At 57.2% G+C, this 20,456-nt stretch carries 18 protein-coding genes; 3 read left to right on the top strand and 15 right to left on the bottom strand.

All coding sequences use genetic code 11. The features are described from left to right. Positions 1–64: 64 nt before the first annotated feature. From P9J57_RS05985 to dapA, 5 genes are all read right to left on the bottom strand, one after another. A complete protein-coding gene (locus tag P9J57_RS05985; RefSeq protein WP_483279427.1) occupies positions 65–2,032 on the bottom strand; it encodes a tRNA(Met) cytidine acetyltransferase TmcA in 1,968 nt (655 codons plus the stop codon). Further along, the gene (gene ypfJ, locus P9J57_RS05980) at positions 2,029–2,892 is read right to left on the bottom strand and encodes a KPN_02809 family neutral zinc metallopeptidase (RefSeq protein WP_014594278.1); all 864 of its coding nucleotides are present in this window, start codon (positions 2,890–2,892) and stop codon (positions 2,029–2,031) included. Before ypfJ ends, P9J57_RS05985 begins: the two co-directional genes overlap by 4 nt. A gap of 131 nt (positions 2,893–3,023) precedes the next feature. Continuing rightward, positions 3,024–3,737, bottom strand: a complete 714-nt coding sequence (gene purC, locus P9J57_RS05975) for a phosphoribosylaminoimidazolesuccinocarboxamide synthase (RefSeq protein ID WP_014605296.1) — start codon at positions 3,735–3,737, stop codon at positions 3,024–3,026. A gap of 146 nt (positions 3,738–3,883) precedes the next feature. Continuing rightward, a complete protein-coding gene (gene bamC / locus P9J57_RS05970) occupies positions 3,884–4,915 on the bottom strand; it encodes an outer membrane protein assembly factor BamC (protein WP_015699760.1) in 1,032 nt (343 codons plus the stop codon). A 14-nt stretch (positions 4,916–4,929) separates the two neighbouring features. Then, the gene (gene dapA, locus P9J57_RS05965) at positions 4,930–5,808 is read right to left on the bottom strand and encodes a 4-hydroxy-tetrahydrodipicolinate synthase (protein WP_014594282.1); all 879 of its coding nucleotides are present in this window, start codon (positions 5,806–5,808) and stop codon (positions 4,930–4,932) included. Positions 5,809–5,951: 143 nt separating this feature from the next. Here dapA and P9J57_RS05960 point away from each other — a divergent pair, with 143 nt between their 5' ends. Together P9J57_RS05960 and bcp are read left to right on the top strand one after the other, a co-directional pair. Continuing rightward, positions 5,952–6,533 carry a glycine cleavage system transcriptional repressor gene (locus P9J57_RS05960; RefSeq protein WP_089517136.1) on the top strand — a complete coding sequence of 194 codons (582 nt, stop codon included), beginning with the start codon at positions 5,952–5,954 and terminating at the stop codon, positions 6,531–6,533. Between the two features lie 142 nt (positions 6,534–6,675). After that, complete coding sequence (gene bcp, locus P9J57_RS05955) at positions 6,676–7,143, top strand: thioredoxin-dependent thiol peroxidase (RefSeq protein ID WP_014605294.1); 468 nt, start codon at positions 6,676–6,678, stop codon at positions 7,141–7,143. Between the two features lie 37 nt (positions 7,144–7,180). On the opposite strand, the gene P9J57_RS05950 is transcribed toward bcp, so the two are convergent. From P9J57_RS05950 to P9J57_RS05940, 3 genes are all read right to left on the bottom strand, one after another. Next, positions 7,181–8,251 carry an AI-2E family transporter gene (locus P9J57_RS05950; protein WP_013026686.1) on the bottom strand — a complete coding sequence of 357 codons (1,071 nt, stop codon included), beginning with the start codon at positions 8,249–8,251 and terminating at the stop codon, positions 7,181–7,183. 242 nt (positions 8,252–8,493) lie between these two features. Then, positions 8,494–10,449: a glycoside hydrolase family 127 protein gene (locus P9J57_RS05945; RefSeq protein ID WP_019106063.1), complete on the bottom strand. Its 1,956-nt coding sequence runs from the start codon at positions 10,447–10,449 to the stop codon at positions 8,494–8,496. Between the two features lie 10 nt (positions 10,450–10,459). Then, positions 10,460–11,860: an MFS transporter gene (locus P9J57_RS05940; protein WP_064352285.1), complete on the bottom strand. Its 1,401-nt coding sequence runs from the start codon at positions 11,858–11,860 to the stop codon at positions 10,460–10,462. A gap of 247 nt (positions 11,861–12,107) precedes the next feature. Here P9J57_RS05940 and P9J57_RS05935 point away from each other — a divergent pair, with 247 nt between their 5' ends. After that, the gene (locus P9J57_RS05935) at positions 12,108–12,926 is read left to right on the top strand and encodes a helix-turn-helix domain-containing protein (RefSeq protein WP_013026690.1); all 819 of its coding nucleotides are present in this window, start codon (positions 12,108–12,110) and stop codon (positions 12,924–12,926) included. Between the two features lie 52 nt (positions 12,927–12,978). On the opposite strand, the gene P9J57_RS05930 is transcribed toward P9J57_RS05935, so the two are convergent. The 7 genes from P9J57_RS05930 to P9J57_RS05900 form a co-directional block, all read right to left on the bottom strand. Then, the gene (locus P9J57_RS05930) at positions 12,979–14,559 is read right to left on the bottom strand and encodes a sensor domain-containing diguanylate cyclase (RefSeq protein WP_014594286.1); all 1,581 of its coding nucleotides are present in this window, start codon (positions 14,557–14,559) and stop codon (positions 12,979–12,981) included. 155 nt (positions 14,560–14,714) lie between these two features. Continuing rightward, positions 14,715–15,545: a phosphodiesterase gene (locus P9J57_RS05925; RefSeq protein ID WP_028715449.1), complete on the bottom strand. Its 831-nt coding sequence runs from the start codon at positions 15,543–15,545 to the stop codon at positions 14,715–14,717. Between the two features lie 11 nt (positions 15,546–15,556). Next, positions 15,557–16,543 carry an ABC transporter ATP-binding protein gene (locus P9J57_RS05920; protein WP_019106065.1) on the bottom strand — a complete coding sequence of 329 codons (987 nt, stop codon included), beginning with the start codon at positions 16,541–16,543 and terminating at the stop codon, positions 15,557–15,559. Continuing rightward, entirely contained in the window at positions 16,540–17,355 is an 816-nt protein-coding gene (locus P9J57_RS05915) for an ABC transporter permease (protein ID WP_483279426.1), read from the bottom strand. The genes P9J57_RS05920 and P9J57_RS05915 overlap by 4 nt, the downstream gene beginning before the upstream one ends. Continuing rightward, positions 17,352–18,233 (bottom strand): ABC transporter permease, encoded by an 882-nt coding sequence (locus P9J57_RS05910; RefSeq protein ID WP_110015588.1) that lies wholly within the window; start codon positions 18,231–18,233, stop codon positions 17,352–17,354. The genes P9J57_RS05915 and P9J57_RS05910 overlap by 4 nt, the downstream gene beginning before the upstream one ends. Beyond that, the gene (locus P9J57_RS05905) at positions 18,233–19,255 is read right to left on the bottom strand and encodes an ABC transporter substrate-binding protein (protein WP_014605289.1); all 1,023 of its coding nucleotides are present in this window, start codon (positions 19,253–19,255) and stop codon (positions 18,233–18,235) included. Before P9J57_RS05905 ends, P9J57_RS05910 begins: the two co-directional genes overlap by 1 nt. Continuing rightward, the gene (locus P9J57_RS05900; protein WP_013026697.1) at positions 19,239–20,264 is read right to left on the bottom strand and encodes a substrate-binding domain-containing protein; all 1,026 of its coding nucleotides are present in this window, start codon (positions 20,262–20,264) and stop codon (positions 19,239–19,241) included. The genes P9J57_RS05905 and P9J57_RS05900 overlap by 17 nt, the downstream gene beginning before the upstream one ends. Between the last annotated feature and the right edge of the window lie 192 nt (positions 20,265–20,456).

Genomic DNA, 20,456 nt, shown 5'->3' with positions numbered 1-20,456 from the left:
CTGCGACTACTCTACGCCCCCGGGCGCAGGATGATAGTGGGAATATTTGAATGTCTTGGTGGATTTATTGCAATTGCTCACGCAACGCTTCGCCTTCTCTGCCGGGTAACGCCAGTAGCGCAGCGGCGGCTTCAGCGCGTAAGGCCGTAATCAGCGTCTTGCGTCCGTTGAGCCGGGCAGACTGAGCCAGTTCAGCCAGGCTGGTGTCGGCATTCACCGCCTGTCGCAGGAGCGGCAAAGGCTGCTGGCTGATGCCAACCAGCCGCTGAAGCACCGCCAGGCTCGCTTCCAGCGGGCGTTGCGCCCAGGCAAAACCGGCGGCCAGCCAGGCATCGCGCCGGGTAAACGCGTGGTCACAGGCTGCCGGTAGCGGCAGGTCCAGCGGAATGTGCGGTCTGAGCAGCGGCCAGTCACGGGCCAGGCTTCCCTCCGCCTTCTGCTGCAGCGCTTTGCCGGCCGTCGTCAGCCCCAGCACGGCCATCGCCGCATAACAACCGCTGCTGGCTTCTCGCTGACTGCCAATTCGCGCCAGCGTAAAGCCACAGGCTTGCCAGAAAGCCCAGAGAGGTTCAGTGTAGCCAAAGCTGACCGAGAGGTAATCATATCCGGCGGCATCCGCGCAGGCGGCGGCCACCAGTTGCTGGCCGATTCCCCGGCGGCGCGCAGGTGCGGCAATGGCAATCCGGCTAATTCGCAAGGCGCGGAGCGTGGCGGCTTCCGTCAGCCCGGCGTGCGCGGCCAGCGACTGCGCCACCAGATTACCGCGAGGCCGCCTGTGGCCCGCCCATACCGCTTGCGCCAGTTCATCCGTCAGCCCGCCCTCTTCTACCAACCATAGCGCGCCCTGTAGCGCCGGAACCTCGCCCGCCAGCCACAGATGCATGCCTGGCGCATCCAACAGGCGACGCAGATCCAGCGGTGAGGTGCGGTAATGCGCACTGGTCAGCAGTTGGTAAGCCGCCTGCTGGGCGGCGAAATCAGACGCCTCTGCTCGCCGGGGCGCACGCTCCTCCAGGGACGGGGTTTCAGCGGCATCCTCAAACAGCAGAGCCTGGTTGAGCCAGTGTTCCAGGGGATCGTGGCGAGCCCAGCGTAACGGTTCGTCCAGCGTAAAGTAGCGCACCTGCTGCAGCTCAGCGCAGAACTTGAGCATAAAGCCACGGCCGCTGCCTTCGTAACCCTGAATGGTCGTTACCAGCAACACGCGCGGGAAACGTGCTACCAGCGCATGGAGCAGCGGAGCGGGAATGGCCGCGGCTTCATCCACGATGAGCCAGTCAAACTCGGGCTGGTCGGGCAGCGCCAGAATCGCATCCGGTGCCATAAACCGATAATGTTCTCCGGCGAAAGAGGCTAACACTGTAGTGGTAATTTTTGCCGGTGCGGTTACCAGGCAGCGCGTATTCTGTCGCGCCAGCATGCCTGCGAGCGCCGATTTGCCTCTGCCGCGCGCGGCGGTGATGACCGCCACGCCAGCAGAAAAATGCGTCAGCTCTTGCAGAATGCTTTGCTGCTGACTCGCGGCCTGACAGTGCCAGGCCGGCCGTGACGACCAGTTGGGCAGCGCGAGCGGCTGCGGCTGCTGATGCAACAGCGCCTGCTGATCGTCTTCCGTCAGGCGTTGCAGGTGATGGACAAAATGGGGCGTGGCAATCGGCTCGCTGACATCAGCCCAGCGCAGGCTGTCCGCATCGGGCTGCTGCGCCCAGCGCGCCCAGGGGGGCACTAACAGAAGCAGCCAGCTACCGGCCGTCAGCGTTCCGGCCAGCGCCGCCAGCGCCTCGGCATGGAACCCCTGACGGGCATCAAACACGGCATGATGGAATTCACGCCCCAGCAGCGTACGAAATGCGGTCGGGGCGCAGTGCGTGCCGGTTTCCGGCGGGTTATCGCTCAGCCACAGCCAGTCGCCTTCCAGCGTCTGGCTCCATGAGAGCGCGGTGTCCCGGCACCAGTCGGCTTCGCCGCCGATCACGGCCAGCCGCCGTATACCGGCGGCCTGCATGGCGCAGGTCGCTGCTTTCAGGTTCATCCTTTAAGAGCAAAGGTGTCGCACTGGCCAGGGTTACCGCTGTCGAATCCGCGTTTGAACCAGGTATACCGCTGCGCGGACGTACCATGCGTAAAGCTGTCCGGCACAACCCGGCCCTGGGTTTTCTGCTGCAGACGATCGTCACCAATGGCTTCGGCTGCGTTTAACGCTTCCTGTAAATCCCCCACTTCAAGGATTTTTTCCTGTTCCATATAGTGGCCCCAGACGCCCGCAAAGCAGTCGGCCTGAAGCTCCATTTTCACAGACAGTTGATTAATCTGAGTCTGGCTGGCCCCCTGCTGCATCTGACGTACCCGGGGTTCAATGCCCAGCAACTTCTGCACATGGTGGCCGACTTCATGCGCAATGACATAGCCCTGGGCAAAATCGCCGCCTGCCCCAAGCTTGTTTTTCATTTCGTCATAGAATGACAGATCGATATAAACAGTCTGGTCAGCCGGGCAGTAAAAGGGCCCCATAACAGACTGTCCGGTGCCGCAGCCGGTGCGCGTAGCGCCGCGATACATCACCAGCTTCGGCGGCGTATACTGTTTGTTCATCTGTTTGAACAACTTGTCCCAGGTGTCTTCGGTCGTCGCCAGCATGACCGACGTAAACTTTGCCGCCTCATCCTGATTCGGGTTGGCGGTGCGCTGCTGCTGTTGGTTGCCCGATGTCACCTCGCCCCCGGTCAGCAACGGGGTCAGGTCATAACCGTAATAACCCGCCACCGCGACCAGAATCAGCATGATAATGCCCGCCTTGCCGCGTGGCAGAGGAATGCGTCCTCCCCGGTTACCGGATGACTGATTACGGCGATCTTCGACATTGTCGCTTTCGCGACGTCCTTGCCAGCGCATGGTTTTTGCTCCCTGTGGCGTATTAACTCAGATGGCATGATTTTAGATGCGTGACGGCGCAATCACCAGCTTTACACCAAAATGAAAAAGGAGAGCCTGCGCTCTCCTTTTCGTGACCTGCTGAGCGTTACTCAGTCAAGTTTGACGCCCAGGCGACGGGCTACCGCTTCATAGGCTTCAATCAGGCCACCCAGGCTCTGACGGAAACGGTCTTTGTCCATTTTATCCAAGGTTTCTTTGTCCCACAGGCGCGCACCATCGGGTGAGAATTCGTCCCCCAGTACCACTTCGCCGTTGAACAGGCCAAACTCCAGCTTGAAGTCCACCAGAATCAAACCTGCCTTATCAAACAGATTGCTCAGTACGTCGTTGGCTTTATAGGTCAGCTCACGCATACGGGCCAGATTCTCTTTGCTGACCCAACCAAAGGTTTCGCAGTAAGATTCGTTAACCATCGGATCGTGTTTAGCATCGTCCTTCAGGAACAGGTCGAACAGCGGCGGGTTCAGCACAATCCCTTCTTCGACGCCAAGACGCTTCACCAGCGAACCGGCCGCACGGTTACGGATTACGCACTCGACCGGGACCATGTCCAGCTTTTTCACCAGCGCTTCGTTATCTGACAGCAGGGCTTCCATCTGTGTCGGGATGCCCGCTTCCTGCAGCTTCGTCATGATGAAATGATTGAACTTGTTATTCACCATGCCCTTGCGATCAAACTGCTCAATGCGGGCGCCGTCGCCTGCTGATGTATCGTTGCGGAATTCAAGTATCAGCAGATCCGGGTTATCGGTGCTGTATACGGTTTTCGCTTTACCGCGATACAACTCAGCTCGCTTTTGCATCTTATTTAACTCCAAACATGAAAGATCCGGTTCTGAGGCAGGCATTTTGCGTTGATTGCCGTGACGCAATCGATTACCTCGTCTCGCGCTATTATGCCAAAAAACGAAATAAAAAGGCCGGAGAATCTCCGGCCTGGGGTAATTTTTTATTTGTTCATTGCGGCCTGGAACACTGCCACGAGCGCGTCGTTTTGCGCCTGCGTCAGTACATGGCCTTTAGGATCAATAAATTGCAGGCTGGTACGGTTGTCGAGGTCGCCAACCTGAACCTTGTAATCGCCGTTTGGCAACTCAGGATCTTTGGCGCCCACGCTGTCCCAGGTGCTGCTGCCCGGCGCTTTGTAGGTCACTTTCATGCTGCCGGTTGAGCGCGTGCTGTCGGTAACGTCCATTCCTACACGGCTCATGGCCGCAGGCAGACGCTGCCAGGCAACATTGAACGGCGTGCGTAACACCAGCATAGGCAGGCCGGTGTCGTCGGCACCGCTTTGCACATCAATCGCACCGCTGACGCGGCCGGCGGCAGCGTTTTCATTCGCGGTGGCGATCTTGTCCATTCCTGCGGCGATGTCGTTCAGCATCTGGGCGGTATAACGCTGAATCTGCACTGGCGAGGTCACGCTGTTGCCTTCCTGCTGCAGCTCCAGCAGACGGACTGTCAGGACCTGCTGATAACTCTGCGACTGAACGCTGATTTGGTAACGACCACGGTACTGCTTATCTTCGTCTGCACGGTTCCACTGTACCCAGTCGGTGGTCAGCTGTTGTCCGGCGTCATTACGGGAAGCGATCGGGAAGTTATTAGACTGGACGACCCCCACAACCTGCGACCAAATCGATCCCCGGCTGTTATCAAACATCAGCACACCAGTGTTATTACTGAACTGGGCGCGTGAGCCGTTCATCAGAGCCAGAGGCTGGGCCGGTGGACGAATATCCAGCTGCTTGCCAACCGGCGCTTTGCTGGTTGAAGGCGGAATATCGTATTCCCCGTTCTGGACAGGCAGAATCATGCCCGACGGTGCCTTCAGCTCCCGCAGACCACTGGCCTGCAGGTAGGACTCATCACCGCTGACCTGGCGTTTGTAACGCTGATCGTTCGAACAGGCCGACAATAGCATCAGGGTGGAAAGCCCCACCACTGTTGCAATCGTTGACCGCTTTACTGAGTAATTCATTCAAACTCCCTAAATTATCGCAAACCCGCTTTCACCAGCGCCTGCTCCACTTTCGGCTGTGCAACCGCAGTCAGTGGTGTCATTGGCAGACGCAGCGTGTCATTAGCGATTAATCCTAGCTGTTTTGCCGCCCATTTAACCGGGATTGGATTAGGTTCACAGAAAAGCGTCTGGTGCAGGTGCATCAGACGCTGATTGAGACGGCGAGCTTCAACGAAATTACCCTGCTGTGCGAGCCTGCACAGCTCGGCCATTTCGCGTGCTGCTATATTAGCCGTCACCGAAATGACGCCTTTGCCGCCCAGTTGCATAAAGTCCAGTGCGCTGGCATCGTCGCCGCTCACCAGGATGAACTCATCATTAACCAGCTCTTGGATCTGGCTGACACGGGATAAGTTCCCCGTTGCCTCTTTGATTCCGATAATATTTTTGATTTCGGCGAGGCGGGCAACGGTTTCCGGCAACATATCACAGCCGGTGCGCGAAGGTACGTTATACAGCATTTGTGGCAGGCTGGTACTGTCGGCAATCGCTTTAAAGTGCTGAAACAGGCCTTCCTGCGTGGGGCGGTTATAGTAAGGTGTGACGGTGAGGCAGCCAATAACGCCAGAATTTTCAAAGCGTTTGGTTAGAGAGATGCCTTCAGCGGTGGCATTCGCACCGGTTCCGGCAATCACGGGAATACGCCCATCCGCCAGTTCCAGGGTTTGCAGCACGACATCACCATGTTCGTCATGGCTCAGCGTGGCAGACTCGCCGGTGGTGCCGACGGAAACGATCGCCGCCGTACCGCTGGCGACATGGTAATCAATCAGTTTTCTCAAACTCGCACGGCAGACATTACCTTTGTCATCCATCGGCGTAACGAGTGCAACAATACTTCCCGTAAACATTGGCGATCCCCTCGACAAACAAGTGCTTCATGGTACGTTTTACACTTAGGGAAAAGCAAGCAAGCTCCGCTATTCCCGCGCTTGTCAGCAGTTTTTTTTATGTTTACCTTATGGTTATTAGCAAATGCACAGGGAATCCTATTTTGCAGCAATCTCAACCCCACCACTTGGTGATCACCGCACTGGGTGTTGACCGCCCGGGTATCGTCAATACGATTACCCGTCACGTCAGCAGTTGCGGTTGCAACATTGAAGACAGTCGCCTTGCCATGCTTGGGGATGAATTCACGTTCATTATGCTGCTGTCCGGTAGCTGGAACGCCATTACGCTGATTGAGTCAACGCTGCCGCTTAAAGGCGCAGAGCTGGAGCTGCTCATCGTGATGAAACGCACCCATGCGACCGCCCGCCCTCCGATGCCGGATACGGCGTTTATTCAGGTCGAAGTCGCTGACTCACCGCATATTATTGAGCGCTTTACGGATTTAACGGACAAGCACCTGATGAACATCGCTGAACTGGTGTCACGCATTCAGCCAGCCCAGCACGACAGGCCCGCTACGCTCTATATTCAGATGACGGCGCACAGCCCGACGCGGAGCGATGGTCCGGCCTTTGAACAGGCCTTTAATGAATTATGCCAGGAGCTTAATGCGCAGGGTTCGTTGCGTCTCTACAGCCTGAGCGATGCCGATAATCGTGAACTGGCCGCACCTGGCAGGTAAAGACGAGCGCCCCCGTGACTGTTCTGCTACGTTAAAAGTGCAGTCAGGTGAGGAATACGTCTGAAACAGATAATTTTCCATTTGGCAGTTTCTCGCCTCTTGGTGTATTAACCACAGCATGAACTCAAAATGGAGAGATGTGATGAATCCACTGAAAGCCGGTGATACCGCACCGAAATTTAGCTTGCCCGATCAGGATGGCGAACAAGTAAATTTAGCCGACTTCCAGGGGCAGCGTGTTCTGGTCTATTTCTATCCAAAAGCCATGACGCCGGGTTGTACCGTGCAGGCATGCGGTCTGCGTGACAACATGGATGAGCTGAAAAAAGCTGGCGTCGAGGTGCTGGGGATCAGCACGGATAAACCCGAAAAGCTGTCACGTTTTGCAGAAAAAGAGCTGCTTAACTTCACGCTGCTGTCGGACCAGGAGCATCAGGTTTGCGAGCAGTTTGGCGTCTGGGGTGAAAAAACCTTTATGGGGAAAACCTACGACGGCATTCATCGCATCAGTTTCCTGGTGGATGCGAATGGCAAAATCGAAAAGGTGTTCGACGATTTCAAAACGTCAAACCACCACGACATCGTGATGGACTACCTCAAGTCAGCCTGATGTCTTCAGGGCGCGGCATCGTCCGCGCCCTGAACGTTTAGCGACTCAGCGTTTCATCCAGCGGGGCTTCAGGCCACGCGTGCACCACCGCCTTGACCAGGGTGGCGAGCGGAATCGCAAAAAACACGCCCCAGAATCCCCACATTCCGCCAAAGATCACCACTGACAAGATGATCACCAGCGGATGCAGATTGACCGCTTCTGAGAACAAAATCGGCACCAGCACATTGCCGTCCAGTGCCTGAATCACCAGATAGACGGTTAACAGCGTCCAGAACTCGCTATCAAGCCCCCACTGAAACAACCCTACGCCAATAACCGGAATGGTGACCAGCATCGCGCCGATATAGGGGATCAGAACCGAAACCCCCACTAATACGGCCAGCAAAAGCGAGTAGTTAAGGCCGAGGAACATGAAAGCCAGCCAGCTGGCGATCCCGACCACCACCATTTCCAGCACCTTGCCGCGAATGTAATTAGTAATTTGCTGATTCATCTCCTGCCACACTTCCCCTGCCAGCCCGCGATTGCGCGGCAGCACGCGCCGAACGGCGTTCAGCATCTGCTCTTTGTCCTTCAGCAGGAAGAACACCATGAGCGGCACCAGCACGAGATAAATCATCAGGGTCATCAAGCCTACCAGCGAGGCCAGGGAATATTTCACCAGCGAATCGCCTACCCCGCTAAGACGACCGCGCAGGTTTTCAACGATGACGTCAATGATGCCCGCATCGACCAGGGCGGGGAAACGTCGGGGTAAACCCGCCGCATACAGATAGAGCTTGTTCAGCATGTTGGGCAGATCCCGCGTCAGGTTGATGCCCTGCTGCCAGGCGACGGGGGCGACAATCAAGACCAGAACCAGCAGAATCCCGGCAAACAGCACCAACACGATGCTGGTCGCCCAGCTCCGCGTACAGCCAATGCGTTGCAGCCGTACCGTCGGCCATTCAAGCAGGTAAGCGAGAACCAGCGCCACCAGCAAGGGCGCCAGCAACCCACTCAAAAAGAAAAGAATGCAGAATCCCGCCAGCAGAATCACCAGCAGGCCAATCGCCTGCGGATCGCTAAAACGGCGTTTGTACCATTGAATCAATAAAGCCAGCATGCCGTTGGGTCCATAACGTCAAAAAGGGCCATGATTGTACCGGATATTCTGGTGCGGGAAAGATGTGAAAAGCAGTCTGTGGCCTGACAGCTTTCGTTGACCGGGCGATGGCAGGCCTGCACGGCCCTGTTAACGGGAGTTTGAACCTGGCTGAGGCTGTCCACTGGCAGGCGAATCGCCACCGATTCTATTCACAGCGGGCCGAACGCCTTTCCGGCCCGCTGTCGGTCAATGTTCTGGGATCAGGCTTCGTTTACCCAAATACGCATCTCCCCTTCTCCCCGGTTCGCCCAGCAGAACCAGGGAATAAACGTTAACGTCTGGCTCTGCGGTGCAGCCGGTGCGCGGTCGTAGTTCCACAGCGGCTGTTGCGCTGGCTCGTGGGCGGTCTTTTTCACCCCTTCAGCCTGGATTAACACCTTGTGCGCAAAGACGCCTTTCCCTTCAAAGGTATTGAACGCCGCAGACGCGGGCAGCCATACATTGTGTAACTGCTCGCCGTTATCGGCCTGCTCCAGGCAGTAGACTATCGGCCCGCGCTGGACAGCCACCTTACCCGCCACATGACGCACGAGCGGATTACCGTACACCCGGCGCACCGGCATCGGAAGCGTTAGCGTGAGCGTGTCGCCCTCCTGCCAAATCCGTTCAATGTACAGGTAGCCTTTGCGGGCGCGATCCGTCACCACCTCACCGTTACAGCTCACCTGCGGCGCCTCGCACCAGTCAGGCAGTCGTAACGCCAGAGTATGTTTTACGGGCTGGGTGGCATCCACAGAAATCGTGACCGTTTCCTCCCAGGGAAAGTTACCGCTGATACGGATACCCAACGTGCGATCGCCGACGGGCACATCAACCCGGTTGCCGACGTAGAGATTGATAAAGAGCGCATTCTCGTGCGGCGTATAGATATAGTGACCGAGCGAGGTCAGTAAACGCGCGATGTTTGGTGGGCAACAGGCACAGCCAAACCAGCGCTGGCGCACCGGTTTCACATGATCGTAAAGATGGTTGAAATGCAGGGTTTTCGGCTGCACCTCCAGCGGATTGACGTAGAAGAAATGTTTCCCGTCCAGCGCCATACCGCCCAGTACCGTATTATACAGCGCGCGCTCCATCACATCGGCGTACTGGCTGTCGGCTTCCATTTCCAGCATACGTCTGGCAAACATCATCAGGCCGATGGACGCGCAGCTTTCGGCATATACCGTGTCATTGGGTAAATCATAATCGCTGCTGAACGCCTCACCGCTGCTTTGGGAGCCGATTCCGCCCGTAATATAAAGCTGCCGCTGAGCCATGTTGTGCCACAGCCGCAGGCAGTCCTGACGCTTTCCTTCGTCCTGACTCAGACGCGCGAGGTGCGCTACGCCGGTCATCAGATAAACAAACCGCACCGCGTGGCCCACTGCGTGCTGCTGTTCGGCAAGAGGCTGATGCGCCTGGCTGTAAGCCTTGTCCTTCACCATCCATGCCGGGCCATAGGTATGCCAGTAGGAAGTCTGACCGCGTTTCTCGTACTCAATATCATAGAAGTGAGGCTGGGTGCCGCGCTGCGTGACAAACGTATTCACCAGCGCCAGATAGCGTGGTTGCTGAGTCACTTCATACAACCGCATCAGCGCCAGCTCGATCTCGGGATGGCCAGGATAACCATGCAGCTGATGCTCCTCAGGGCCGAAGACGCTGTCGATATGGTCGGCGAGCCTGCACACCACCTCCAGTAAACGGCGTTTGCCGGTCGCCTGGTAAAATGCCACGCCCGCCTCAATCATGTGCCCGGCGCAGTAAAGCTCGTGGCACTCGGCAAGGTTGGTCCAACGATCTTGCGGCGCTTTCACGGTGAAGTAAGTGTTGAGATAGCCATCCTCGCACTGCGCCGCCGCGATCAGCTCAATCACCTCATCGGCCGTTTTCTCCAGTTCCGCGTCAGGCTTCTGGCAAAGCGACCAGGCCACCGCCTCCAGCCATTTCGCTACATCGCTGTCCTGAAACACCATGCCATAGAATTCCCCGTCCTGCTGGCCAGCCGCGATGCGAAAGTTTTCGATGGCATGGCTGGGATCGGCTTCCTCGATCCGATCGTTAAGCGCCTCCCACTGATAAGGAATGACCACCTCCCGCACCAGTTGTTGATACTTACCGAGAAACGGATCGTGGATAGTCAGCTTATGCAGATCGACTTCATTGACAGACATCTTACTCTCCTCAAGACGGAACATGGCGAATACGCAGGTCGTGGGCGATCTGCGCCATCATCGGGTTAGTGAGCTTGCAGGCGCGGATGGTGAATGCCAGCAACAGATGGAACAGCGCCGGTAACAGGGTTTCCGTGGCGGTAATACCGTGCAGGGAGGCAGCCGTCTGATTGCCGATCCCCGGCTTATAAGCCACGATGACAAACAGCAGGCTGATAATGACGGCGCTGGAGGCCCAGGCAAGCTTGATAAAGAACAGGTTAAACGCGAAATTCATGCCCGACGAGCGGACACCGTTTTTCCATTCGCCGTAGTCATCAGCAAAGGCCATCAGGGCAAAATGCAGCGGCAGAGTGAACCCGAGGATGATGCCATTACTGAGGATCACCACCAGCCACAATATCTGCCATGACGGCCCGACCGGCAGGAACCACATCATGACTGCGAGTGCGGCCAGCACAAGGTTGGTCCAGTAATACAGCCGGACGGTGTCAATGCGCCTGGAAAGCGGGTTCACGATCACCGCTCCCACAATGGAGGCTAACGTCACCATGGTAAAAAACAGCGACGTGAAAGCCGTGCTGCCCTGTAACACATAGGTAATGAAGTACATGTAGCCGCCGCCGCGAATGTTAAACACGTTAATCAGCAAAAAAGACATCACCAGCATCAGCAACAGCTGATCGTTTTTGCGTAGCCCGGCCAGATGCTCACGCAGGGTAAATTTGCCCAGGCTGTCCAGCGGTACGCGCTCGCGGACCCAAAAGAAGCAACACAGGAACATCACGACCGCCAGAGCGCACAGGATACCGACGCCAGACTGATAGCCCAGGGCCGCATTCCCCTTACCCAACACCGCGACCAGCCACGGCAGCCCTACCGAAACCAGAAACCCGGCCACCCCGCACAATACAAAGCGCCATGACTGGCAGGCCAGCACTTCTGTGTGGCGGGTGGTCATGGTGTTGATCAGCGCGCAATAGGGCACGTTGATGGCGGTATAGCTGACAGAGAGCAGCAGATAGGTGGCAAACGCCCAAACAATTTTCATGTCCATGCTGACGGCGGGCACGGTGAACGTCAGCGCACCAATGAGGCCAAGGGGAACGGCCACCCAGAGCTGCCACGGGCGGAAGCGCCCCCAACGGCTATGGGTTCTGTCGGCAATGACGCCCATCACCGGATCGGAGACCGCGTCAAACACGCGCAGCACCATAAACAGGGTGCCGACCAGCGCGGGCGTTAAGCCAAACACATCGGTGTAGAAAAACGTCAGGAAGTTGGTGATCAGGCAGGTGATCACCGTGCCACCGGCGTCACCCAAGCCGTAACCTATTTTCTCTCGCAGGGACAGCGCACTCTGCGTAGCCGACGGGCTAAGATCGGCCTGAGCGATAGTCGTAGAAGTCATTTAAAATGCCTCATGCAGGACAGAGAGGATTGCCCGCTTATGCCGGGCTTATTGGTGTTTTAGCGCTTAACCCGATTTATTTTGTCAGGAATCCGTTCACCAACAAGAGCACAAAAAAGTATAAAAACGGGGTAATTCCGACCTGTGAAGCAAAGTGTGAACTGGATCAGGTACATGTCTTTTTTTTAGTTAATAATCAGAGAGAAAGACATCAATTACCTCCGTAGCAGCGGGAAAATGAATAACGATGTTCGAATTATCCATAACGTTTCCGATACAGGTGCAAAATGGCGGGCTGTTTATTTCGCGCGGCGTGGGAACCCATCCTGCACGCAGGCTGACCTCCTGGGAGATCATTTTCGTTGAACGCGGGCAGTTAACGATTCGGGAGGATGGCGAGCTGTTCAGCGTGCAGGCGGGCGAAAGCCTGCTGCTGAGGCCAGGGCATTTGCATGTGGGAGAAGGGATTTTTCCGGCCGATCTGAAATTTTACTGGCTGCATTTTGACTGGCAGAAACAGCCTGAGCAGCATGGCTTACACCAGGCACTGCTCCACCTTCCCCAGCATACTCGCGTTGGCGATCCGGCCTATATCATCGCCCTGTTCCGGCAGTTCCTCAGCGAGCAGGAAAACATTCACCGCAGCGTCGCACTGGAATGTATTTTACTGCTTATACTGCAGCAGCTCGCGGCTCCGGCGCTGCACGAGGATGTTGTCGACAGCCCCGGCGTTGACCTGGCCTGGAAAGCCAATCAGCTTATTCGCACGCAGTATCACTTGGCGCTTTCAACCTCCACGCTGGCGAAAACGCTGCATTGCAATGCCGATTATCTGGGACGTGTTTACCGGCGCGTGTTTCGCCTGACGCTGACGGAAGCCCTTCACCGGCAGCGCGTATTAATGGCAGAAAAGCTGCTGATCGGCGATAAGCTGCCGTTAACCGAGGTAGCGCGCCAGTGTGGGTTCAATGATGTGGGCTATTTCCGTCAGATATTCCGTAAGCATACAGGCTTAACACCTGCCAGCTGGAAGCGACGCTACTGCCGCGAGCATATCAATTCCTGATGGCTCGCCCGGATTGCCGGGCGGGCCAGAAACCGTTAGCGCACAGTCTTGATCAAGAGGCTTTTACGCGTTTGGCAACCACGGTGCAGTTGCGACCGCTGTTCTTAGCCTGATACAGGGCATCGTCAGCCCGCTTCAGGCTGCTTTCCAGCGGCGGCCGCCGGGCATCCCATTCCGCTACGCCGATGGAAATCGTGATATGGCCGACCGCCTCGATAGCGTTATCCGCGATGCTGATGCGAATGCGCTCGGCCGTCGCCTCAGCCTCTTTCAGAGGCGTGTTAGGCAACAGCATTAAAAACTCTTCACCACCGTTACGGCAGACCACATCCGACTGCCGGGCGCTCTGTCGTAGCGTCTGCGCCACCTGCCGAATCACCCGATCGCCAACGTCGTGTCCCCAGTTGTCATTGACGCTTTTGAAATGATCGATATCCAGGGCGAGCACGGCAAAAGGCTGGCGCATCGTCTGGTAGTAATCGAGTACCGCGTTAAGCCCGCGGCGGTTGAGTAACAGCGTTAGCGAATCGGTCTGCGCTTCCGAACTCAGGCGACCAATTTTGTCCTGTACCAGCCCAATACCGGTTAACAGCGCCCGTTTAACCTGGGCGGCCTCAAAGTACCATGCCCGAATGCCGCCAATTTCGTAGGTGGCGCTTGAGGCATCAATCTTGCTGGCCTTGCGGGCCAGTTGCCAGAGCGGCATGGCAATCATCCGTGCCAGAATGACCGCCACCAGCAAGGTCAGTAAGGCAAAGGGCACTGAATGCTTCAGGACTTTCAGGAGCAACCCCGACAGCGGTTGCAGCGTGACGTCGACAGGTTTCAACGCCACCACCATCCAGCCCGTCGTGGGGACGATGGCGTAGCCGGCCAGCCGGGTCGGTTTGTCGGGCTCAGTTAAGACCAGCGAGCCGTTATCTTTTTCCTGACGTTCCCGATCGCTCATCAGTGGCGACATGGTTTTGCCCACCATCTGGCGGTTCTGGTGATACAGCACCTGATTATCGCCGTCGAGAACAAATACGCTGGTGCCGTCGCGATAAAACTGTTCACCCAGCAGCGCATTCAGAATACTTTTCTTTTTCAGGTAAATCGTCCCGCCAATATAGCCCAGATAGCGTCCCTGGTTATTCCAGATGGGCCATGAGACAAAAATCAGCAGGTTATTGGCGGCAGAGAGTGTCGGTCTGCTAATCAGCGGTTGCCGGGTCTGCAGCGCTTCGCGGGCCGCATCGCTGGTCAGATGCATCCCGGTCAAGGTCAGCGATTCGGGAGATATTGCGCGCACCGTACCCGTTTCATCCACCACGGCGACCGAGTTAAAACTGTCGGTCTGCTCACGTAGACGGTTCACTTCCGCTTTGAGCAGTGCCTCATTATTGAAATCTTTTCCCAGTAAATTAGCACTGAAGTGCAACTGGGACTGCGCCAGCCGGAAAAAGACTTCGCTGGTGGAGGCCAGTTTGGCAGCGTAAGCGCGGTTGGCTTCCAGGGTGCTGTCGATCAGCACCATGCGTTGCACGCGCCAGGTTGCATATAAATTATTGGCAAGCGTGATGACTATGCTGGCAATAACCAGCAGCGCAATAAGCGTGCGTAAGTCCGCCCGGGGACGGAAATTTATGAGCATGGCGGGAACGCCACAGTGCAAAGATTCATTTTGCTGTGCCTGACTCTGTTGTTTTTATCGTGATTGCGGTCCTACAGCGTGTAAGTTTACACGCTGTAGGACAATTTGAGCAGGTTTAAGCGCGGCATTAACCAAAAAGTCAGCTCGTATGGCTTTTAATCGATTAGCCCGTTTTGATCATAAAAGGGCCAGGGGCCATCATAGTCTCCAATCGCACACTGATGCGTGGTCATTCCCTGCTGCGGATGCCAGCGATGCAGTAAAAATCCTGCCGGTTCCAGCATGAAGTTTGCCGGGCCATCCGGTTGCAGATCCAGCGCAACCTGATGAGATACGCCGGGGGCAATGCAGGCCAGCGTACCGGCAAAGCGGGTCTGAATCGCGCGGTGTACATGGCCACACAGCACACGTTCGACCTGCGGATGACGACTGACGATCGCCGCCAGCGCATCAGGGGCGCGTAAACGCTGGCGATCCATATGATCGATACCGCAGACAAAGGGCGGGTGATGCAGCATCACCAGCGCGGGGCTGTCCGGTGACGCGGTCAGTGCGGCATCCAGCCAGTCAAGCTGCTGTTCATCAAGCTCGCCCCACGGCTGCTGCGGCACGCTGGAATCGAGCGCCAGTAGCTGAACCCCCTTAACCTCCCGTTGCCAGTTGAGCGTCGGGCCCTGTTGCAAATAGGGATGATCGGGAAACGCCGCCCGTAGCGCCTGGCGATCGTCATGATTTCCCGCCATCAGGTAAAACGGCAACGCCAGGGTGGCCAGCGCCTGCCGCAGCGTCTGATACTCCTCTGCCGTACCAAAATCCACCAGGTCGCCGGTTATGACCACCGCATCGGGCCGGGGCGTCAGGCCATTCAGGGTTGCGATCGCCCGTAACAGGGCATTATACGTATCGACTTTTTTATACGACAGACGACCGTGCGCTTTAATATGCAAGTCGCTGATTTGAGCAATCAGCACAGGTTTAACGGACAAACGTTGACTCCTTAAAGGGTAAATTCGAGTGCGGCCTGCTCAGCCAGCGACCAGCTCACTCGCTGCCCGGCGTGCCAGGTTTCCCGTGCGTGACGTTCAACCTGAATCGGCTTGTCCAGCCCGATATCAATCATCAGGCGTTGAGACGCGCCGAGAAAGGTGCTGGCAACAATGCAGCCGTGCTGCGCATAGCGGCCTTCGTCTGCCAGCAGCACATCCTCTGGTCGACAAAAACGCACCGGATGGCCTTGATCGTCACGTGCGATGCAGTTAATCGCGCCAACGAAATCCGCCACAAAACGCGAGGCCGGACGCTGATAGATGGCCTGCGGCGTATCGATCTGCACCAGGCGCCCCTGCTCCATGACGGCGATACGATCGCCAAGCGCCATAGCTTCCTGCTGATCGTGAGTGACATACACGGCGGTGATAGCCAGCTTTTTTAACAGGCCCCCGATTTCCAGACGCAGACGCTCACGCAGTTTGGCATCCAGCGCCGCCAGCGGTTCGTCAAACAGCAGCACTTTAGGCCGCGCCGCCAGCGCTCTTGCCAGCGCCACGCGCTGTTTCTGCCCGCCGGAGAGCTTGTCGATATGACGATGTGCCAGTGACGTGAGATCGACCAGTTCCAGCATCTCGTTGACCCGGGCCTCACGCTCGTGGCGCGGAATGCCCTGCACTTTCAGCCCATAGGCTACGTTCTGCGCCACGTTAAGCGTGGGAAACAGGGCGTAGTTTTGAAACACCATTCCTACGTTACGCTTCTCAATAGGCAGGTCGGTCACGTTGCGATCGTCAAACCAGACTTCACCCGGCGCGTCAGTGCTCTCCAGCCCGCTGATAATGCGCAACGTGGTCGTTTTGCCACAGCCGGACGGGCCCAGCAGAACCAGGGTTTCCCCTGCGCGTACGCTAAGATCCAGTGGGTGCAGCGCCTGATGGTGATGAAAGCGACGCGCACAGCCGCGTAGCGTGACGTTAACCGCATCAACAATCATGCTTTTTCCTCCCTTGGTTGTTGGCGAGACTGGCGTTCAAGCCAGTGATTACAGGCGTTGAGCATCAACAGCAGCGGTAGAATCATTAAAATAAAGATCAGGGTATAAGCAGAACCGACTTCCAGCCGCATCGAGGCGTAGCTGTCGGCCAGGCCCACTGGCAGGGTTTTGGTCAGTGGCGTATGCAACATCCAGGTGATATTAAATTCGCCTACCGATAACGTAATTACCATAAAGGCCCCGGCGAGAATGCCGTTGCGGCAGTTGGGAACCACCACGGTGAAAAAGCGACGCCAGAAGCCGGCCCCGAGGCTGGCGGCAGCCTCCTCCAGTCGGGGCAGTTGTATCGCCTGCATCACCGCCAGTACCGGGCGGATCATAAACGGCAGCGTAAAAAGGACGTGACCAATCAGGATAAACACCCAGCTGTCACGCAGGCTGCTGAACTGGCCATACAGCAGGATAATGCCCAGTGCGGTGGCCAGGCCCGGAAGCGCCACCGGCAACATCAGGCACTCTTCAATGCGCGATGCCCAGCGAGAGGGCGATTTCAGTAAGCCCCAGGCGGCCGGTACGCCGATCGCCACGGTGACGATCAAGCAGCTGACGGCAATGAGCAATGACAGCCAAAAGGTGTCGCTGTACATCTCCCAAACCTGCGCCACCCATTTCAGCGTCAGTCCGCTGCGCAGGCCAACAAAATAGTTCTGCGTCACGGCCGCCAGCATCGACAGGATCACCGGCACAATCATGAACAGTGCAGTCAGTATGGTGATCGCGACCTGCAGGTAAAACAGCCCACGGCGCTTCATGATGACGGCTCCTGTTTTGACTGGGTGAGTACGCGCGCCAGCATTAAGCCAGCCCAGGCGACAGCGCCCATGACCACCGATAACGCCGCCGCCGTGGCGAAGTTAGCGTAGTTGGTGAATTCGCCATAAATGGTCAGCGGCAGCACACTCAGGTCGGTTCCCAGGGTAAACGCGGTGCCAAATGCGCCCATACTGGTGGCAAAGCACAGCGCACCGCTGGAGAGCAGCGCCGGTTTAAGTCCCGGCACGATCACATCCCAGACAATGCGCCACTGGCTGGCGCCTAACGAACGGGCGGCTTCTTCCAGCGAGCGATCCAGTTTTTCACTCGCGGCCACCAACGTCACAATGGCGCGCGGCAGCGAAAAGTAGAGATAACCAATGAACAGCCCGGTGAGTGAGTAGGCCAGCGTCCAGCGCTCATCGAACAGGCGCAGGCTGATCTGCGCCAGCACGCCCTGTCGTCCTGCCAGCATCACCACTAAAAACCCCACCACCACGCCGGGAAACGCCAGAGGAAAGGTCAGCAGTGCCAGCAGAGTGCCGCGTCCGGTGAAACGCTGGCGAGCGAGGAAGCACCCTACGACGGTGGCGATGACCAACGTCAGTAGCGTTACCGTCAGCGACAGCAGCACGGTATTCACCAGGCTTTGCAGATACTGCGGCTGGGTAATTACCGTCCAGTAGCCACTGTGATGTGTGCTGCGATCCGGCGTCATGCCCATCTGTAATAATCGGGCAAAAGGTAACAGCCAGAACGCGGCAAAAAACAGTAAGGCTGGCAGCAGCATCCATGGCCAGTTTGCCCCCTGCTCGCGTCGGCGTGACCGGTGGCGCGTTGCCACCGGTAAATCGCTGCGGGCGTCAGACGCTGCCATTACCGAATCTCACTCAAGTAGCGGGCAGAGAAGGCTTTCTGTGCATCGGCCATCTGCTGATAGTCCACGGTATGCGCGCGCGCGTAATCACTGTCTGGCAGGAAGCGCTTTTTGGCCTCGGCAGACATGGCTGAAGGCCGTACCGGGCGCAGATAGGCATTGGCCCAGATGGCCTGGCCTTTATCCGACAGCACGTAGTCCATGACTTTTTTGCCGTTAGCGGCGTGCGGGGCGTTTTTCACCAGGCTGATGACATAAGGCACCGTGACCGTCCCTTCCTGCGGGATCACGAACACCACATTGGCATGATCTTTATATTTGGCGCGATAAGCGTTGAAGTCGTAATCCAGCAGAATGGGGATCTCGCCGGAGATCACCCGGGCATAGGCCGTCTGTTTCGGCACGACAGGCTTGTTCGCCTGCAACTTTTTAAACCAGGTCAGTGCGGGAGTGAAGTCCTGCATACTGCCGCCTTTGGCCTGATTCACCGCCACGGCGGCCACGTAACCCACAAACGCACTGGCCGGATCGAGATAGCCCACCATCCCTTTGTATTCTGGCTTCAGCAGATCGTCCCAGGATGTTGGAATGGGTGCTCCGCCCAGCGCATCTACGTTGACCATAAAGCCCATCGTGCCGGAATGCAGCGCAACCCATTTCCCTTCCGGATCTTTCATGCCTGCCGGCACCTGATCCCAGTTGGCCGGCTTATAGTCAGCAATCACGCCTGCCTGAGCCGCCTGGATACCAAAGCTGACGCCGTAATACACCACGTCGGCAACGGGATTATCTTTCTCGGCGACCAGTTGAGCCAGCGCCTGCCCGGAGTTCTTGTTGTCCTGCGGCACCACAATGCCGGTATCTTTTTTGATGGCCTGAAGCTCGGTCGCCCAGTCTGCCCATTCAGGTGGACAGTTGTAGCAGATAGCATTCTCAGCAGCCTGCACCAGCTGGCTGGAAAATGCACAGGCGGTGAAGAGCGCCGCCCTGGCAAGCACGGTGATTTTATTGTGTGTAGACATGATGGTTCCCTGATGTTGACGAATGAAAGACTGCAGCGATGCTCTCGCCTGAACGCAACCAGTGGTCCAGCAGGCACGAGTCATCATGAGAGGGTTGAAGAAGCATATCGATGGCACAGGCACCTAACCGATCGCTGGGCTGTACCACGCTGGCCAGCGAGGGTGAAAGCTGTTCGCCTATAGCAATGCCGTCAAACCCCATGACCGACAGCTGGTGCGGGACCTGAATGCCGGCACGGGCGGCCGCGCCCAGCAGGCTGATCGCCAGGAGATCGTTACTGCAGATGACGGCGGTCAGTGGGTCCGGGCTGTTGATCAGCGGTAAAAGGGGCTCGAATCTGGATTGGGTATGGCTGGGCATATCAATTAGCGCCCTCGGGACAAATCCTGCCTGCTGCATCGCATCGCAATAGCCAAGATAGCGCTGACGGGCACGATCCGACTGCAGCATCGGTCCCGCCGCCATCACGATATGCTGATGACCCAGCGCAATAAGGTGCGCCGTGGCTTCGGCCATTGCGCGACGGTTATCGACATAGACACAGCGCCAGTTTTGCTGTTGCGGCACGTTATGCGCCAGAACAAAGGGCATTCGCGCCTCTGCCAGCGGGGCTAATACGGTGCTGCTGTCCGCGTCGGAGACGGTCAGCACCATGCCCGCGACGCGCTGGCGCAGCATATGTTCAATCATGGCGGCTTCACGCTCTGGCTGGTAATCGGTCGTGGCCACCAGCAGGCCATAGCCCGCCAGACGCGCCTGTTGCTCCATGGCCTGAAGCTGCAAGGCAAACACCGGGTTACTGAGCGAAGGCAGCAAAACGCCCAGCGTCGTGGAGCTTTGCGTACGGAGCTGGCGCGCAATGTGGTTAGGTCTGAAACCCAGTTGCTCCGAGGCCTCCAGCACTTTTTTCAGCGTGCCGGGCTTAAGCAGATGGGGATCGGAAAAGGCACGCGCCGCGGTTGCTCGCGAAACGCCGGCCAGAACCGCCACGCTGATTAAATCACTCATTTCACCCCCGGTTAATCGATAATGAGATCGATCTCATTGGCGCTTAACCTAACGGGGTTGTGTGACATCAACATCACGGGAAGATGACATTGCGGTGACAGCGGTTCACCACGTCGTCAATGCGCGGGCAGCAAGACGAATGCCTTTTTCTGACTACTGATACAGGGCGGTTGGGGTTGGCAAGCACCCGAT

The sequence above is a fragment of the Pantoea sp. nfd-35 genome (genome assembly GCF_056892255.1).
This window is presented reverse-complemented; position numbering and strand designations above follow the sequence as displayed.